This window comes from Micromonospora sp. CNZ295 (assembly GCF_004217535.1).
Window position 1 is genome coordinate 5,455,641 of the sequence record NZ_SHKZ01000001.1, and the last position, 16,108, is coordinate 5,471,748.

The window sequence follows — 16,108 nt, forward strand, 5'->3', positions numbered from 1 at the left end:
GCGTCCCAATTCGAGGGGACATCACCATGGCAACGACCACCCACGCCAGGGCGGCCGGGACGGCGCTGACCACCGCCGAGACGGCGTTCACGCTGCTGACCTGCGCACCCGCGCCGCTGGTGTTCGACGCCCGGCCGGTACCGGGCCTGCCGGACACCACGATGCCGCTGGACGGGCTACGCAACCTGCTGGTGTTCGAGCGCTACGACAGCACCACCACCGACGCCCTGTGGCGGCAACTGGCCCACCACGCCCGCGAATGGGGACCGGCCTGGGTCGTCGGCGCGATCGGCGTCGCGCTGCCGGCGCTGACCCACCTCGCGGCGAAGATCAGCCGCGGCCACGCCCGGCACGCCGACGACGTCGACTCCGAAGTCCTGGCCGGGTTCCTCCACGCGCTACGCACGGCGGACCTGGCTGCGCCCCGGCTGTGGCTGCGGCTGTGCTGGGCCGCCTGGCGCGCGGGCATCAGCGTCATCAAGGCAGACGACGGCGAGGAACTCCCACCGGATGTGCCGAGCGGGTCACGGTCGCCGAGGATGCCCTACGGGCATCCGGACCTGCTGCTCGGCCGGGCAGCCGCCGCCGGACTCATCACCGCCGACGCCGCCGAGCTGATCAGCGCCACCCGCTTCGGCGACGCGTTGATCGAGCACCTAGCCGCCGAGCAGGGCGTGACCGCCTCGGCGCTGCGGATGCGCCGCCGCCGCGCTGAGCGTGTCGTGGCCGCCGCCGTGGTGCGAGGCGACCTGTCCGGCCCCATCCGCTCGTCCGATCACCGCGAGACCGCCACAGCGGCCTGACAACACCGCTCTGTCGGCATACCGAGGAGCACGCGGGTCGTGGCAGATCGGGATGGGGGTAGCCCGTGACTGTGACGGCGATGACGTCGCCCGCCAACCTCAGTAGCTCTCCGTCATCCGCTCAGGCTGACATCGGACTACAGTGTTTGGCCTTGCTGGGCGCGGCTTCCCCGACGGGCATCGAGTCCACCAGCTCAGGCGCTCCGCCGGTCAGGCGCATAGTAGGCGTACAGGGCGTTGAGCTGCCTGATCCAGAATTCCTGCTTCGCCAAGGCGGATGGGCGACGCGGCAGCATGCCGAGTTCGACCGCCAACGCGTAGAACCCCGGGCCGGCGTCATTGGCGTTCAGGTACTGCACTAACGCGGAGATCATGAGCTTGGTCGTCGGACGGTTACGATCCACAATCAGCCCCAGTAGGTGCCCCATGGCCGCACGCTCGCTGTCCTGCTCGAAGTCGAATCCGCGCGAGCCGGTCCGGCGGCACAGCGTGGCATTGAGCTCGGTGTACGTCGTTGTCTTCTTGAGCCGCGCCCGCTCGATGAGAAATGCCAGGCCAGCCTCAGTCAACCGGTCCCACTCGTCGTCGTCGCGCCCGTATCCACTCATCGCGGCCACCACAACCGGACCGCCGAGCAACGCAGGCCCTCGGCCTCCCTGCACGTACGCAGCACCCTGTCGCCTTGAGCTTGATCACGCTTCACGTTCCATGCCTACCGTCGGCCGGTGTCATCGCGCCACCATCCGGCTGGCCACAATGGCCGCTCGGAACGAGTAATCCGTGTCTACGGCAGCGGCAGTTTGCTCGCAGGCGTCTGGCATTCGGCTCGGCTTGGTGCCGTCTCGGGCGACCGCCCAGACGCCTCCACCTGGTCTCCCCTGTCCTCTCCGAGGCGGCAATGCGAGTCGCTGACCGATCCTGTTAGGGCGTGACAGGCGAACGATGGGTTCGATCCACCTGACAGCCGGGATCTGAGCGGTGCATGTCATCCACGGCATGCCCGCTGCGGTGGGGACCTCCCATCCAGTGAGGCCAATGGCCCGGCACGGCTGGCGCGGCGTCCTGACACCGCGATCCCTTCGCCACCCGCAAGGGAGGAGCGCCCCCGACCGGACCGCACTGGTCCTTCACCCTGGTCCCCACCGCGGCGGCCACACATCCCTTGTGGAGCGCCGCAATGCACACGACTTTCTCCGTGCTGTCCGACCTCGCCGCGTCTCAGCCGATGGCGGCCAACAGCATCAACCAGGTCATCTCGAACATCACCGGCTGGATCATGGGCATCATCGCGTTGGTCGCGACGATGTTCCTGGTCATCGGCGGGCTGCGCTACATGGCCGCCGGCGGCGACCCCGCCCAGGTCGAGCAGGCGAAAGGCAACGTCAAGTCCGCGCTGGTCGGCTACGCCCTCGCAGTGCTCTCCCCAGTCATCCTGCAGGTGCTGCAGGGCATCCTCGGCGGCTGAGGCGGCCGGTCATGGTCGACTGGATGATGAACGGCCTGGTCAGCTGGCTCGCCGAGACGGTCGTCAACCTTCTCGGCGGCCTGCTGGCCTTCCTGGCCTCCTCCATCTTCGTCTCACCGGACGTCACCGTCCTGCCGCAGGTGCAGTCGATCGCCGGCAAGAGCGCGCTGGTCGTCAACGCCTGCTTCATCCTCGCGATCATCGCCGTCGGGATCGCCACAATGGTCGGCGACTCGGTGCAGATGCGCTACACCGTCAAGGAACTGGTCCCCCGGCTCGTCGTCGGGTTCGTCCTGTCCGCGTTCGCGATCCCGCTGACCGCCGTGCTCATCGACGTCGCCAACGCCCTGACCGTGTCGCTGGCCGGCACGTCCGCGCCAACCACAGAGGCGGTCACCTTCGTCAAAGCCCGCATCACCTCGGCGATGACCGACGAGAGCAGCGCCCTCCTGATGGCCATCATCGGACTGCTCATCGTCGTGCTGATGTTCATGCTCGTCGGCAGTTGGCTCGTGCGCATCGGGGTGCTGATCGTCCTGGCCGGGATCGCGCCGGTGGCCCTCGCGTGCTACGCCACCCCCTGGACGCAGGGCGCCGCCGACCTGTGGTGGCGCACCCTGCTGGGCTGTCTGGCCACACCCACGCTGCAGGCGGTCGCGTTCTCGGCAGGCATCAACCTGCTGATCGACCCGGAAGCCAACCTGCCGATCCTGCTCGGCCTACCCGGCTCGGACACCCTCAACTTGCTGCTCGTCATCGTCGTGCTGCGGGTCACGGTCAAGATCCCCGGCATGGTACGCCGGTACGTCACCCGCGCGGGCTCGCCGAACATGGGCGGGGTTCTGCTGCGCGCGGTGTTCATCCAGGGCATCACCCGCACCCTGCCGCTCGGCCGGCTCGCACGGTTGCGGGGCGCGCCATGAGCAGCGAGGACACCACTCCGCGCGCCGTCGTACCGGCCAACATCAGCGAGGCCGACCGGATCGCGTTCGGCCTGACCTTCCGGCAGCTCGGCATCATCGGCGGTACCGGCCTGGCCGGCTTCGGCGTCTACCGCGCCGTCGGGCACCTACTCCCGCCGATCGCGTGGATCGTCGCCGGGGTCATCGTGTTCGCCGTCGCGATCGTGATCGCGCTCGGCCGCCGCGACGGCCTACCCCTCGACGCCTGGCTGCGGCACGGTCTGGCCCTGTCCCGCAGCCCACGGACGCTCGCGCCGGGCACGCCTCGGGCCAGCGCGGTCGCGGCCATGGCCGGCACGCCGAGCGTCCCGGCGCCGCTGCGCTCACCGGTCACGGCGATCAGCCCGACCGGAGTCCTCACCTGCGAGGGCAAGAACCGGGTGCTGATCGGCTGCGGCACCACGAACATCCACCTGCGCACCGGTAGCGAGCAGGGCGCACTGCTCGACGGGTTCGGCCGGTTCCTCAACTCCCTGACGGGGCCGGCGCAGATCGTCGTGGCCGCGCAACGGCACGACCTGACCGTTCACGCGCAGGCCATCGTCGACCACGCGCCACGCCTGCCGCACCCGGCGTTGCAGGCCGCCGCCGACGACTACGCCGAGTTCCTGCTCGACCTCGACAGCGAACGCGACCCGTTGCGGCGTCAGGTGCTCGCGGTCGTCACCGGCGAGCAGGCCGCCGACACCGCCGTGCGTACCCTGTCCGGCCTCGGCGTCGAAGCCACCGCCCTGGACGGGCCAGCGGTCGCCGCGGCCCTGGCCAACGCCGTCGATCCCTTCTCCCCACCGGTGCCCGGCCCCCGAGCGGTGCCCGGCGCCCCGATCACGCTACGGAGCACACCGTGAACCTGTTGAAGACCCGCAAGAAGAACGTCGCGGCCGGGGAGCAGATGCCCTCCCCGGCCGCCCTGTCGGTCACCCCCTCGCACGTGCAGGTCGGCGACGGGTACGCCGCCACCTACGCCGTGTGCGGCTACCCCGCCGAGGTCGGCCCGGCCTGGCTGGACCCGCTGCTGTCCTACCCCGGCCGCGTCGACGTCGCCGTTCACCTCGACCCGGTGCCGCCGCAACTTGCCGCGCCGATGCTCAAGCGCCAACGCGCCCGCCTCGAATCCTCCCGCCGGCTCGACGCCGACCAGGGCCGCCTCGGTGACCCGATGGTCGAGGCGGCAGCGGCCGACGCCGCCGACCTCGCCGAGCGGGTCGCCCGCGGCGCGGCGAAGCTGTTCGAGGTAGGTATTTACGTCACGATCCACGCCCGCACCCTCGACGAGCTTGCCACCGTCACCGCGGGTGTGAAGTCGGCCGCCGCCAGCGTCCTGCTGGACTTGCAGCCGGCGACGTTCCGCCACCAGCAGGGCTGGATCTCCACCCTGCCCGTCGGGGTGGACCCGCTGCGGATGCGCCGCATCCTCGACACCACCGCCCTGGCAGCGGCGTTTCCGCTCGCGTCGGCGGACCTGGCCGCCCCAGCACCGGGCGCCGTCGCCCCACCCGACGGGGTGCTCTACGGCGTTAACACCACCAGCAATGGCGTGCTGCTGTGGAACCGGTGGGCGCAGGACAACCACAACAGCGTGGTCCTGGCGCGCAGCGGCGCCGGGAAGTCGTACTTCGTCAAGCTGGAGGTGCTGCGCAACCTGTACCAGGGCACAACCGTCAGCGTGATCGACCCCGAGGACGAGTACACAGCGCTGGCCGAGCACGTCGGCGGCACCGTCGTGCAACTCGGCCAACCCGGCGTAAGGATCAACCCCCTCGACCTGCCCACCGACAACCGGCCCGACACGCTGACCCGCCGCGGCCTGTACCTGCACACCCTGATCACAGTCATGCTCGGCACACCGCCGCCACCGGCCGAACGCGCCGCCCTCGACCGGGCCATCACCACCACCTACAACAGGGCGGGGATCAACGGCGACCCGGCCACCTGGACCAAGCCGGCCCCGCTGCTGCGGGACCTGGCCGACACCCTGGCCGCCGACGACGGCGACCCGGCCGCCGGGCAGCTCGCCGCCCGGCTCGCCCCATGGACGGCCGGGAACTTCGCCAGCCTGTTCGACGGACCGACCACCACCACCCCGCGCGGGCACCTGGTGGTCTGGACGCTGCGACACCTGCCCGACGAGCTACGCACCGTCGGCACACTGCTGGCTCTCGACTCGATCTGGTCGGGCATCGACACACCTGCCAACGGCGCCCGCCGGCGGCGGCAGCTCGTCGTGGTCGACGAAGCCTGGTTGCTGATGCGCGACGGGGAGGGAAGCCGGTTCCTGTTCCGGATGGCCAAGGCCGCCCGCAAGCGCGCGGCCGGGCTGTGCGTCATCACTCAGGACGCCGCCGACGTGCTGTCGACCGACCTCGGCCTGGCCGTGGTGTCCAACGCCGCGACCCAGGTGCTGATGCGGCAGAGCACGCAGTCGATCGACGCGGTGGCTGAGGCGTTCTCCTTGACCGCTGGGGAGTCGCGGCTGCTGCTGTCGGTGCCCAGGGGCGAGGGTCTGCTCGTCGCGGGGCGGTCGCGAATTCCCTTTCGCAGCGTCGGGTCGGCCGCGGAGCACACGATCGCCGTCACGGGGATCGGTGAGGCCGAATGACGACCACTTCGGCCTGGCCGGCAGAGGTCGGGCACTGGATCGTCGTCCGGCCGTGGCTCGGCTTCATCGCCGCCGCCGCGATCGTGGCGACGGTGTTCGGCCACGACCAGCTGCTCGCCTGGCGGCACCGCCGGTTCGCGGCCGGGGCGCGGTGGTTGACCATCGCCGCCCCGCCGGAGGTCACTGCCGAGGCCGCCGCCGCGTTCTGGACCACCCTCATGGGCGTCCTGACGCCGTCGGTGTGGCGGCGCAGGGTGTTCGGCTACCCGCACGTCGGGTGGGAGTACACCTGGACCGGCCGCGCCCTGACGATTCGGGTGTGGGTGCCCGGCACGGTGCCGCCCGGCGCGGTCGAGGCCGCCGTCCGCGCGGCCTGGTCCGCCGCCACCCTCACCACCGCCGACGCCGCCGCGCCGATCCCGCCGACGGTGGGTGAGCAGGTCGGCGGGGCGCACTGGCCGCAGCACACCGACGGGCTGCCGCTGCGCGCCGAGCACGACACCGACCCGCTGCGGTCGCTGCTCGCGGCCGGGGCCGAGGTCCGGCACCGCGAACACGCGTGCGTGCAGATCCTCGCCCGCCCGGCACCCGCCCGCCGCGTCCGCGCCGCCCGTCGCGCGGCGGCGGCCACCAGCACCCATCCCCACGGGGGGCCCGACCTGGCCGCCCGCGCGGTGTCGGGGGCTGCTCGGCTGGCCATCGAGCCGCTGCTGTGGCTGCTCGAGGTGTTCACCCGCGGCCCGTCCCGGCCGCCACGCACACCGGCCACGGTGCGGCGGGGGGCCGAGCGGGACCCTGTGGCCAGCGCGGAGGCCCGCACGGTCGTGGACAAGGCGGTGCGCGTGCCGCACTTCGAGATCTCGGTCCGCTTCGCCGTCGCCGCCGATCCGGACAACACGCCACCGGACAAGGAGCGGGCGACGCAGATCCGCGAACGCCTCGTGGGGCTCGGGCACACCATCGCCTCGGCCGCCGCGGCGTACACCGGCCCGAACCGGCTACGGCGGATGAAGATGCCCCAACCGGTGGCCACCCTCGCCGGACGCTGGCTGCGGCGCGGGTTCCTGGCCACCGTCCCGGAACTCGCGGCCTTCGCCGCGCTGCCGCAAGACCTGGCAGTGCCGGGCCTGGACCGGGCTCGGGCCAAAGCCGTGCCGGCGCCCGTGCAGGTGCCCTCCGGCGGTCGTGGTGTGAAGGTGCTGGGCCGCTCGCAGATCGGCCACCACAGCATCGGCCTACGGGTGACCGACGCCCGCCAGCACGTCCACGTCGTGGGCAAGACCGGCGTCGGCAAGTCCACGCTGCTGCTGAACATGATCCTCGGCGACATCAAAGCCGGCCGCGGCACGGTGGTCATCGACCCGCGCGGGGACCTGATCACCGACATCCTCGACCGGCTTCCCGCCTCGTACGCCAAGAAGATCGTGATCATCGACCCGGACCAGGAGAATCCCGGCTGCTTCAACCCGCTCGACGACCGGGGCGATCCGCACCTGGCGGTCGACAACCTGGTGGGAATCTTCGCGAAGATCTTCCAGGGTCAGTGGGGTCCGCGGATGGACGACACGATGCGGGTGGCCTGCCTGACCCTGATGCGCCACGCCAAGCCCACCCTGAGCCTCGTACCGTCGCTGTTGCAGGACAAGCAGTTCCGGGCACGGTTCACCCACGGCTTGGACGACCCGGACGGCCTCGGTGGGTTCTGGCTGTGGTACGACGGCATCAACGAACAGTTCCGGGGCCAGGTCATCGCACCCGTCCTCGCCCGGCTGCGGGCGTTCCTGCTGCGCGACTTCGTCAAGTCGGTCATCGGCAACGCGCACAGCTCGTTCGACATGGGCACGATCCTCGACGGCGGTGTGCTGCTGTGCCGGCTGCCGAAGGGCATCCTCGGCGAGGAGACGAGCCGCATCCTGGGCTCGCTCATCGTCGCCCGCGTCTGGCAGGCCGCCATCGCCCGCGCCTCGATCCCCGAAGACCAGCGCAAAGACGCCACGTTGTACGTGGACGAGTGTCAGAACTTCCTGACGCTTCCCGGCTCGGTTGGGGACATGCTGGCCGAGGCGCGAGGGTTTCGGCTGGGTCTGGTGCTGGCGCACCAGGATCTCGCCCAGCTGCCCAAGGACGTCGCCGCGGCGGTGTCGGCCAACGCCCGGTCGAAGCTGTTCTTCACCGTCGATCCGGCCGACGCCCGGGAGCTGTCCCGGCACACCCGCCCGGAGTTGGACGAGCACGATCTCGCCCACCTCGACGTCTACACCGCCGCCGCCCGGCTGCTGGTCGGCAACCGGGAGCTGCCGGCGTTCACGTTCACCACCAACCCACCGGCCGACATCGTCGGTGAGGCGACCGCGATCCGGCAGGAATGCGCCGCCGCGCACAGCCGCGCCGACGATGAGCCGCCGATGCAGCAGCTCGCCCGCACGGCGATGAAACGACGGATGGCCGAACGCTGATCACCGCCGCTCGTTTCGGGCCTCGTCCGGATGCGGCATTGGGGGCTCGCTTGGGGGTGTCCGCGACACGAGACCTCAAGCGAGTCCGCTCCCACCGGCCTGTCAGGTGCCTGACCTGCCCAAACCCGACCGATCCCCGGCCAGATAACAAGATCAACCCATCCAGACTCCCTACCGGGACTCCCTCTCCAGGGGTGACCACGTATGCCGCAATCGCGCTCTCCTGGCCTGCTGGCCATCTACCCGCACATCACCGCCCGTGACCGACAGCTCCTCCAACTCCTCGACGACCATCACGTCCTCACCACCGGTCAGATCCACCAGATGTTCTTCCTGGCCCGGCGTACCTGCCAGATCCGCCTCGGCGAGCTGTACGGGCTGAGCCTGGTGGACCGGTTCCGGTTCGCCCGCATCGGTGGTGGCAGCCAGCCGTGGCACTGGACCCTCGGCCACAACGGCCACCGGTTCCAGGCCGCCGCCCACGAACGCCCCGAGCCCACGGCCCGGTCGAGTCGTCAGACCGTGCAGCGGCTGTCGGCCAACCCGAACCTGACACACCACGTCACCGTCAACGAGTTCTTCGTGCGGCTGCGGGCGTATGCCCGCCGGCATCCCGAGGCACGCCTGGACCGGTGGTGGTCGGAGACGATGACCACACGGCAGTTCCGGACCATCACCGCCGACGGGCACGGCCTGTGGAGCGTCGCTGACGCCACGACCGGGTTCTTCCTGGAGGTCGACACCGGCACCGAATCCCTCGGGCGGGTGGTGGCCAAGCTCGACCGGTACACAGGGCTCATCCGGCGGGGCGGCCCCCGCTACCCGGTGCTGTTCTGGCTCGGCAGCGAGCAACGCGAAGAACACCTCCACCAGGTTCTGCGCGGCCGGCGCGGCGACGTCCCGATCGCGACCGCCACCCACCACCATGACCCCGCCGCAGCGGTCTGGCTCGCCGGCGGCGCCACCGGGCGGGTCCGGCTCACCGAGTTGCCCAGCGACCACGGTCATCCCGTGGCGGACAACCCGAACTTCGACGACGACGGACTCTTCGTGCTCTGACAGACCCTGACGGTCAGACGGCCAATCCTGTCATCGCAGGTCAGAGGCGTTGTCGTGATTCCTGGCAGGGCTAGTGCTGTCAGGTCACGAAGCTACGGTGCAGTTTCTTCTCATGCTCGCGCCGCCGCCCGTCTGGTCCTTTCTCGGATCTGCCCGCGCCAGCGGGATCACCCACAGCCCACCTTCTGGTCGGCTCGTGATCCACGCCCGCGCCCCGCACGGCAGCGTCCCCGGTCCAGACGCCCGCGATCCGGTGGCACCACCACGCACCCCTGCCCACTGCTTCGCGAAGGGAGCCCTCGCCATGCCCATTTCCCGGCCGCTCACCGACCAGGTGGTCACCGTCTGCTTCGCCCCCGGCGACGACGCGGACTGGTTCGCCGCCTCCGAGAAGGTCCACGACCTTCTGCACGCCAACGGCACCCCGGCCCGCCGCTACCACGTGCGCCACCGCCGTCTCATCGGCTGGCTGACCCGGTTCATCGGCTACTACCTGCTCGACGCCGCCCGCCGCTTCGGCGCGGTCACCATGGCCGCCGGGGGCCGCAAGAGCCGCCTGGACCTGACCGGCACCGCCGCCAAAGCCGCCCACGACGCCGCCCTGCGCTGGCGTGCCTGGAACACCCACATCGCCGCGACAACCCGTCCGGCCCGCCCCTTCGAGGACTACCTCGCCCAGCACCACGCCGACCCGGCCAAGGTCAGCGTGGCCGAGGCCCGCCGCCGCTTCGAGCAGCAGCCCCGCGTCCTGGCGATGCTCGCCCACCACTTCGACCCGTACGAGCTGTCCGTCTTCCAGGCGGGCGAAGCCACCTACGCCGGTCTGCACTGGCGCATCGCGCTGATCGGCGACGCGCTGATCACCACCGACGGCCGGCTGCTCACCCCGGCCAGCGACTCCGTCGCCGACCGGTTCCGCTTCCTCAACGACGCCTGCGCCTACGTACGCGGCCTGCGCTCCAGCGCCCGGCTGTGCGCCGTCGCCATCGCCTAAGCCCGCCCCGCTGAACACCCGAGACCGGTCGCAGCCCCGCTGCGACCGGCCTTCGCCATGCCCACACACCCTCGTCCGCGAAAGGAGATACCCGGTGTTCCTGACCGATCCGGCGCTGCGGCGTATCGCCGCCGACACCAACGATGTTCTGCCCGAGCACCTGTGGCGCCACGACACGGCCACCCTCGACCCTCTCGGCGACCTCGCCCGCCTCCTGCACAAGACCGCCCGCGAGTTCACCGACAGCACCGCCGCCCTCGACCACGCCCTCGCCCGCGTGGGTGAACTGGCCGCAACCGCACGGCACGGGCTGGCTGCTCGAGCCGACCTGCACATGCCCGGCTACCACCAAGCCCTCACCGACGCGCTCGCCGCCCGCGAACGGCACATCGTCCTCGGGGCGGCGCTCGTCACCGCCTACCGCGCGTGGCGCAACCACCGACCAGTCGGCGTCGGCGACGAGCGACACCTGCTCCTGCGACGCAGCGACCCGTCGCAGGGCGTGGCGACGCTGCGGCTCACCGACCAGCGCACCTGGCTGGTGGTACCCGACGCCGAAGCCGCCAGTTCCTTCGACATCCCGTATCCGGACCGCGTCGTCGGCGAGGTCACCGAAACCGACCACGGGTGGGCGCCGACCGCGTACACCGACCCGCAGCACCGCCGGACCCAGCCGGGGATGACCTATCCCCTGCCGGTCTGTGACGACCTCGCCTCGGCCTGCCGGTCGCTGCTGCGCTGGTGGCACCTGCGCCACTCCGACGCCTGGCGAAGCCGCACCCCCGCCGAGCTCACCCCGGCCGAACTCGCTCACCTGGCCAGCTAGGAGCAGACCTCATGCTCCACCTCGAGGCGATCGGCCGCTGGATGGCCCTGACCACCGGTCGCACCCTGTCAGCACGGTCGCCGGCCCGGAGGAAACGATCAAGGAGCGGCCCGCGCGTACCGCTACGCCCGCAACTGGATCAACACCCTCATCGACGACCGCGCCCGCGCCGCGTACGCCGAGACGAACCCGGGCCGCTCGGGGCAGCGGCGGTGCGTCAACCCCGGCGACACCGTCCTGGTCGTGCTGCCGCACACCGACTCCTGCCGCCGACAGAACCTTGCCGGATACGTCATCCACATCACCGTCGGCACGTCCGACGCCCGCGCGGCAGCGTCAACCCGCTGCGGCTGTCCCACGGCGACGCCGGCATCTACCGGGAGCCAACCGAGGACCGCAACTACATCCTGCAGGCCGCGACCTCCGGTCGCTGACGTATCAGCGCGGCGGCCCCACCGCCAAGACCACCGGACCGCACCCAGGCGGCATCCCGCATGGCAGACACCACTTCGCCGGTGCTTGCCGCGCTGACCGCTGCCCGCGACCCGGCGCACCACCGCCCGGCACAACCCCGCGTCCGGCGTCCCAACACCGCGTTCCCAAGGAGGGAAACACTGATGGATCACCTGTCCCTGACGCCTGCCACGCAGGCCGTCCTCGACGCCCTGACCGCCCTCGGCCAGGGCAACGTCCACGAATTGAGCGAGCGGTCCGGCAAGGCCCGGTCGACCACCGACCGGGCGATCAAGACCCTGGCCGACGCCGGGCTCATCGTGCCGGTGGACCCCGACGCCGACCCGGCCGAGGGCACCCCTACCCGGTGGACCCTCTCCGAGGGCGTCGCGACCGAGGCCCATGACCACGACTTCAGCACCGACGCCGACCGCGGCGACGGCGACCCGGCCGGCGGCGAGGACTACACCGACATCGCCGAGACCGACGAGCCCGACACCGATCCGGCGGAGAACCGCCAGGCCGAGGACGACGACGCCAACGGCGACGACGTGGAGCCCGGCGACAAGCCGGACGGCGCCGACGCCGACCAGAACCCGGCCGAGGTCGACGAAGCCGACCAGGGCGACGCCAACGACCACGACACGGGCGAGGACACCGATGACCCGGGCAACTCCGACGACGGCGCGGACGAGGGTGACTCCCACGACGAAGACTCGGACAAGGGCAACGGCGGCCAGGTCACCGTGGTCCAGCCCAGCCGTCCCGGCGACCGCAAGGTCATGACGATCAAGGCGGTGCTCAGCGAGCACGGCGACGACGGCGCGGCCATCGGCGAGATCGTGGCCGAGAGCGGCATCGGGGAGGCGACCGTCTCCCGGCTGCTGACCGCGATGGAGCAGGCCGATGCCGCCCGCCGCCTGCCCGGCGTCCCGGCGCGGTGGATCGCCGGGCCCACCAAGGCCAGCGAGGTCGACCCGAACCCGGAGCCGCCCCGCTGCCCGCTGTGCTTCCAGGTGATCAGGGGCCTGTCCGAGTCGCCCGAGGCGGTAGCCCAGGTGCAGCCCCTCGTCCGCCCGGACGGGACGCTGCACATCGTCGCCGAGGACGGCACGGTCCACACCGTGGCCCTGCCCAAGCGGACGCCCACCCGCACGCCGGGTCTCGCGACGGCCGGGGCGCGCCGCACAGACGTCACGGCCAACGCGGACGGCAGCCAGCCGTTCGCCAAGGGCGAGCTGGAGCGGCTGACGTTCGACACGCTGAAGGCCAACGCGGGCCGGACGATGACGCCGCAGGAGATCGCCACCGCGATCAGCAACCAGCTCGGCGGCCGGACGGTCAGCTCGGGGGCGGTGCGCAACAACTGCGGCAAGCTCGGTGCCGCCGGCCGCATCGTCATGGTCTCCGAGTCGCCGTGGGCGTTCCAGTACCCGAGGCAGGGCGAGGACGGCGGCGCGGACCAGGCCGACGACGCCACGGCCGAGCAGTCCTGACGGCCGCCTCGCCCAGGTCGACCCGGCGCCCATGACGCTCGCGCATCCCGCACGGGCCGACGGCGACGCCGGACAGCAGTGACCCAGCCCATCCCTCCGGGGGCCGAGCCGTGCGGCTCGGCCCCCGCGGCATGTCGAGAGGAGACCCCTGTGCCGCACGAACTTGAGACCTTCGCCAACGGACAGACCGCTTTCGCCAGCGCCCGCCTGTCGGCTTGGCACCAACTGGGCACCGTCACCCAGAACACCATGAGCGCCCAGGAGATCATGGGTGCCGCCCTGCTCGGCGACTGGGGCGTGCGCACGATCCGCGTCCAGGGCATCGACATCGTGGACGGCGTCGAGGTCCCGATCCCGACCGACGACAAGCGCATGACCGTGCGCCGCAACCCCGTGACGGGTGCGACCGAGTATCTGGGAATCGTCGGGACCGACTACACCGTGGTCCAGAACGAGCAGTGCGCCGAGATGCTCGACCGGCTCGTGGACCAGGTGGGTGGCGCCCACTTCGAGACCGCAGGCAGCCTCCGCAACGGCAAGTCGGTGTTCGTCACCATGAAGCTGCCCACGGCGATGGAGATCGCCGGGGTCGACCGGATGGACCTCTATCTGATCGGGACGACCTCCCACGACGGCACCGCCGCGCTGCGCGTGGACGCCAGCCCGATCCGGGTGGTGTGCGCCAACACCCAGCGCGCGGCCTTCGCCGACGCCGTGGGCCACTACACGTTCCGGCACACGAGCAACGTGAACTCCCAGATCGCCCAGGCCCGCGAAGCGCTGGGCCTGATGTGGAAGTACATGGACACGTTCGAGAAGGCCGCCGAGCGGATGCTCCAGACGGAAATGACCATGCGCGAGTTCGAGCAGATCGTCGCGCAGGTGTGGCCGGTCAAGGACAACGCCTCGGAGAAAACCCGCAACAACGCCAAGGAGCGGCTGGGCACGCTCAAGTACCTGATCACCGAGGCAGACACGCAGCGCGCCATCGCCGGCACCCGGTGGGCCGGATACCAGGCCATCACCGAGTACCTGGACCACTACCAGCAGGCCAAGGACGCCACCACCCGCGCCAACCGAGTGGTGACCGGCAAGGTCGGCGAGCTGAAGGTGGCCGCCTTCGACCTGCTGAAGGTCTGACCGTCGCCCACCCATCGGCCGGGGCGGCGGTCGCACGACCGCTGCCCCGGCCTGCCAGAACGGAGCCAGCCACCCCATGACCCGACGCACTGCGTGCCATCGGATCGGAGGACCCGCTGATGATCGGCCACATCCGTCACCCGCGCGACGAGCGGCAAGCCGTCTGCGGCCTGCTCGCCACCGCCGTGACCCGGTGGGAGGCCGAGGAGCCGCCTCGCGTGGACCGCACCTGCGAGGACTGCCTGACCCTGCTGCCCGAAGCCGTCCGGCCTGACGACTACAACCACCCGCCCGGCGACCCGACGCTCATCGAGTCGCTGCGGCGGATCGTCGCCGAACGGCAGCACGCCAAGATCGATGGAGTGCTGGTGGACCTGTGGTCGGCCGGCGTCACCATCGAAATCTGGGACCGCCTCAAGGAGAAGCACCGGCAGCAGCTGCTGACCCTGCCGTCGCACGAGCTGATCCTGCGGTGCATAGCGATCTACTCCCGTGTCACCTGTGGAGGCGGCCGATGACCGAGCCGACCCACCAGTGGTTCCACTTCGGCCCATGGGTGTTCTCGGTCGACGCCGCCTTGGCGCTGATCGCCGCCACACCCCGCGACACCCGGCCGCTGGACGTCGCGACGTGGGCGCAGGCGTACGGCCTGACCCACCACGACAACCCGGACAGCTCCACGATCGGCCTCATCGGTCCGGCCCGTGATGGCCTGGACCGCGCCTACGCCATGACCGCTGACCTGACCAAACCCGTGATCGTCGCGCAGCTCCTCATCAGCGGCCAGCCATCCTCCCCGCTGCTCATCGACGGCACCCACCGGCTGTACCGCGCCTCGCGCGAAGGCGTGCCACAGCTGCCCGCCTACCTGCTCACCGACGAGGAGACCCGCCAGGTCCAGCGCGACGTGCGCCTCGGACCCGGCCGGACCCGCCTCGCCCCGCCTCGCTGACCGCGGCCGTCACCCCACCCACGGCGTACGCCTCGGTAAGCCGCCCACGCCGGCGGTCCCGAGGCGTACCCATGCCACCCCCTCAGGAGGAACCACATGGCCTACACGCCGCCGTGGCAGCGGCTCTGAGACTGCCCCTGCCCGCAGCACCACGGCCACCAGCGCACGACCTACAACGACGACCGCTGCGCCTGCGCGATCACCTGCGCCACCCAGCCGACGGCCCTGATCACCGAGCACTGGAACTGCGCCCTGTTCCTCGACCACGGCGGAGACCTCTGGTTCGTCAACCGTCTCCCCGGCGGCCAATGGGACTGGCCCAACGCCGACCACATCCACGAGCACCACGACTTCTACGACGCCAGCCTCATCATCGAGCGGCAGCTACGCCAGACCGCCACCATCCTGCGCAACCCCCTACGAGCAGCGCCGCCAGGCGTAGTCGCTCCGAACTCACCCACACCCATGGACCTGTCGGGCCGCCCCGCGAGGGCGGCCCACGGCCCTTTTGCGTTTCACGACCCATCAGGGAAGCAGCGTGTACCGCACCTACCGCAACGCCTACGAGCGCTCCTGCGACTGCACCTGCCCGACTCACCACGGCCAGCCGCGCTCGATCTACAACGACCCCCGCTGCCACTGCCTGACCACCTGCGCCAGCAAGCCGATGACCCTGCTCGCCCCGCAGATCGGCGAGGCGCTGTTCCTCAACTATCACGGCGCGCTGTGGTTCGTGCCCGCTTTCGAACCGGGTCACTGGGACTGGCGCAACGCCGCCCCCGTCGACTCGGCCACCCGCTGTTCGACGCAGCCGACCTGATCGCCGAGTTCCTCCGCCAGACCCACGCCGAGCTGGTTCCGCTGATCCACCGCATGTAGCCGATATCCCGTCTCGTCCCCGGC

At 71.1% G+C, this 16,108-nt stretch carries 15 protein-coding genes; 14 read left to right on the forward strand and 1 reads right to left on the reverse strand.

Annotated features, from left to right (window positions below; all coding sequences use genetic code 11):
- Positions 1 to 26: 26 nt before the first annotated feature.
- Complete coding sequence (locus EV376_RS25440) at positions 27 to 803, forward strand: hypothetical protein (protein WP_130327249.1); 777 nt, start codon at positions 27 to 29, stop codon at positions 801 to 803.
- Positions 804 to 997: 194 nt separating this feature from the next.
- Here EV376_RS25440 and EV376_RS25445 read toward each other — a convergent pair whose 3' ends face one another.
- Positions 998 to 1,411, reverse strand: coding sequence for a hypothetical protein (locus EV376_RS25445; RefSeq protein WP_130327251.1), 414 nt, complete (start codon positions 1,409 to 1,411; stop codon positions 998 to 1,000).
- Positions 1,412 to 1,980: 569 nt separating this feature from the next.
- Here EV376_RS25445 and EV376_RS25450 point away from each other — a divergent pair.
- The 13 genes from EV376_RS25450 to EV376_RS25510 all read left to right on the forward strand — a co-directional run bounded on the left by EV376_RS25450 (position 1,981) and on the right by EV376_RS25510 (position 16,025).
- Positions 1,981 to 2,268 carry a pilin gene (locus EV376_RS25450; protein ID WP_130327253.1) on the forward strand — a complete coding sequence of 96 codons (288 nt, stop codon included), beginning with the start codon at positions 1,981 to 1,983 and terminating at the stop codon, positions 2,266 to 2,268.
- A gap of 11 nt (positions 2,269 to 2,279) precedes the next feature.
- Positions 2,280 to 3,191 (forward strand): TrbL/VirB6 family protein, encoded by a 912-nt coding sequence (locus EV376_RS25455; RefSeq protein WP_130327255.1) that lies wholly within the window; start codon positions 2,280 to 2,282, stop codon positions 3,189 to 3,191.
- A complete protein-coding gene (locus EV376_RS25460) occupies positions 3,188 to 4,078 on the forward strand; it encodes a PrgI family protein (protein ID WP_130327257.1) in 891 nt (296 codons plus the stop codon). The genes EV376_RS25455 and EV376_RS25460 overlap by 4 nt, the downstream gene beginning before the upstream one ends.
- Positions 4,079 to 4,122: 44 nt before the next feature.
- A complete protein-coding gene (locus EV376_RS25465) occupies positions 4,123 to 5,829 on the forward strand; it encodes a TraG/VirB4 family ATPase (RefSeq protein WP_130328861.1) in 1,707 nt (568 codons plus the stop codon).
- Positions 5,826 to 8,285 (forward strand): type IV secretion system DNA-binding domain-containing protein, encoded by a 2,460-nt coding sequence (locus EV376_RS25470; protein WP_130327259.1) that lies wholly within the window; start codon positions 5,826 to 5,828, stop codon positions 8,283 to 8,285. The genes EV376_RS25465 and EV376_RS25470 overlap by 4 nt, the downstream gene beginning before the upstream one ends.
- A gap of 204 nt (positions 8,286 to 8,489) precedes the next feature.
- Positions 8,490 to 9,344, forward strand: coding sequence for a replication-relaxation family protein (locus tag EV376_RS25475; RefSeq protein ID WP_130327261.1), 855 nt, complete (start codon positions 8,490 to 8,492; stop codon positions 9,342 to 9,344).
- Positions 9,345 to 9,648: 304 nt separating this feature from the next.
- Positions 9,649 to 10,338 (forward strand): hypothetical protein, encoded by a 690-nt coding sequence (locus tag EV376_RS25480; RefSeq protein ID WP_130327263.1) that lies wholly within the window; start codon positions 9,649 to 9,651, stop codon positions 10,336 to 10,338.
- A 94-nt stretch (positions 10,339 to 10,432) separates the two neighbouring features.
- On the forward strand, positions 10,433 to 11,164 hold the full coding sequence (locus EV376_RS25485; protein WP_130327265.1) for a hypothetical protein: 732 nt from the start codon (positions 10,433 to 10,435) through the stop codon (positions 11,162 to 11,164).
- Positions 11,165 to 11,781: 617 nt separating this feature from the next.
- Positions 11,782 to 13,113 carry a helix-turn-helix domain-containing protein gene (locus EV376_RS25490; protein ID WP_130327267.1) on the forward strand — a complete coding sequence of 444 codons (1,332 nt, stop codon included), beginning with the start codon at positions 11,782 to 11,784 and terminating at the stop codon, positions 13,111 to 13,113.
- 150 nt (positions 13,114 to 13,263) lie between these two features.
- Positions 13,264 to 14,253: a DUF932 domain-containing protein gene (locus EV376_RS25495; RefSeq protein WP_130327269.1), complete on the forward strand. Its 990-nt coding sequence runs from the start codon at positions 13,264 to 13,266 to the stop codon at positions 14,251 to 14,253.
- 119 nt (positions 14,254 to 14,372) lie between these two features.
- Positions 14,373 to 14,771, forward strand: coding sequence for a hypothetical protein (locus EV376_RS25500; RefSeq protein WP_130327271.1), 399 nt, complete (start codon positions 14,373 to 14,375; stop codon positions 14,769 to 14,771).
- Positions 14,768 to 15,205: a ParB N-terminal domain-containing protein gene (locus EV376_RS25505; protein ID WP_130327273.1), complete on the forward strand. Its 438-nt coding sequence runs from the start codon at positions 14,768 to 14,770 to the stop codon at positions 15,203 to 15,205. The genes EV376_RS25500 and EV376_RS25505 overlap by 4 nt, the downstream gene beginning before the upstream one ends.
- Positions 15,206 to 15,743: 538 nt before the next feature.
- Entirely contained in the window at positions 15,744 to 16,025 is a 282-nt protein-coding gene (locus EV376_RS25510) for a hypothetical protein (RefSeq protein ID WP_130327275.1), read from the forward strand.
- The last annotated feature ends 83 nt before the right edge of the window (positions 16,026 to 16,108 follow it).

Bases quoted from the DNA above. Each gene is read 5' to 3' on its own strand.
- EV376_RS25500 (WP_130327271.1), top strand. From the start codon at position 14,373: ATGATCGGCCACATCCGTCACCCGCGCGACGAGCGGCAAGCCGTCTGC.
- EV376_RS25465 (WP_130328861.1), top strand. From the start codon at position 4,123: ATGCCCTCCCCGGCCGCCCTGTCGGTCACCCCCTCGCACGTGCAGGTC.
- EV376_RS25450 (WP_130327253.1), top strand. From the start codon at position 1,981: ATGCACACGACTTTCTCCGTGCTGTCCGACCTCGCCGCGTCTCAGCCG.
- EV376_RS25445 (WP_130327251.1), bottom strand. From the start codon at position 1,411: ATGAGTGGATACGGGCGCGACGACGACGAGTGGGACCGGTTGACTGAG.
- EV376_RS25470 (WP_130327259.1), top strand. From the start codon at position 5,826: ATGACGACCACTTCGGCCTGGCCGGCAGAGGTCGGGCACTGGATCGTC.
- EV376_RS25440 (WP_130327249.1), top strand. From the start codon at position 27: ATGGCAACGACCACCCACGCCAGGGCGGCCGGGACGGCGCTGACCACC.
- EV376_RS25460 (WP_130327257.1), top strand. From the start codon at position 3,188: ATGAGCAGCGAGGACACCACTCCGCGCGCCGTCGTACCGGCCAACATC.
- EV376_RS25480 (WP_130327263.1), top strand. From the start codon at position 9,649: ATGCCCATTTCCCGGCCGCTCACCGACCAGGTGGTCACCGTCTGCTTC.
- EV376_RS25490 (WP_130327267.1), top strand. From the start codon at position 11,782: ATGGATCACCTGTCCCTGACGCCTGCCACGCAGGCCGTCCTCGACGCC.
- EV376_RS25455 (WP_130327255.1), top strand. From the start codon at position 2,280: ATGGTCGACTGGATGATGAACGGCCTGGTCAGCTGGCTCGCCGAGACG.
- EV376_RS25475 (WP_130327261.1), top strand. From the start codon at position 8,490: ATGCCGCAATCGCGCTCTCCTGGCCTGCTGGCCATCTACCCGCACATC.
- EV376_RS25505 (WP_130327273.1), top strand. From the start codon at position 14,768: ATGACCGAGCCGACCCACCAGTGGTTCCACTTCGGCCCATGGGTGTTC.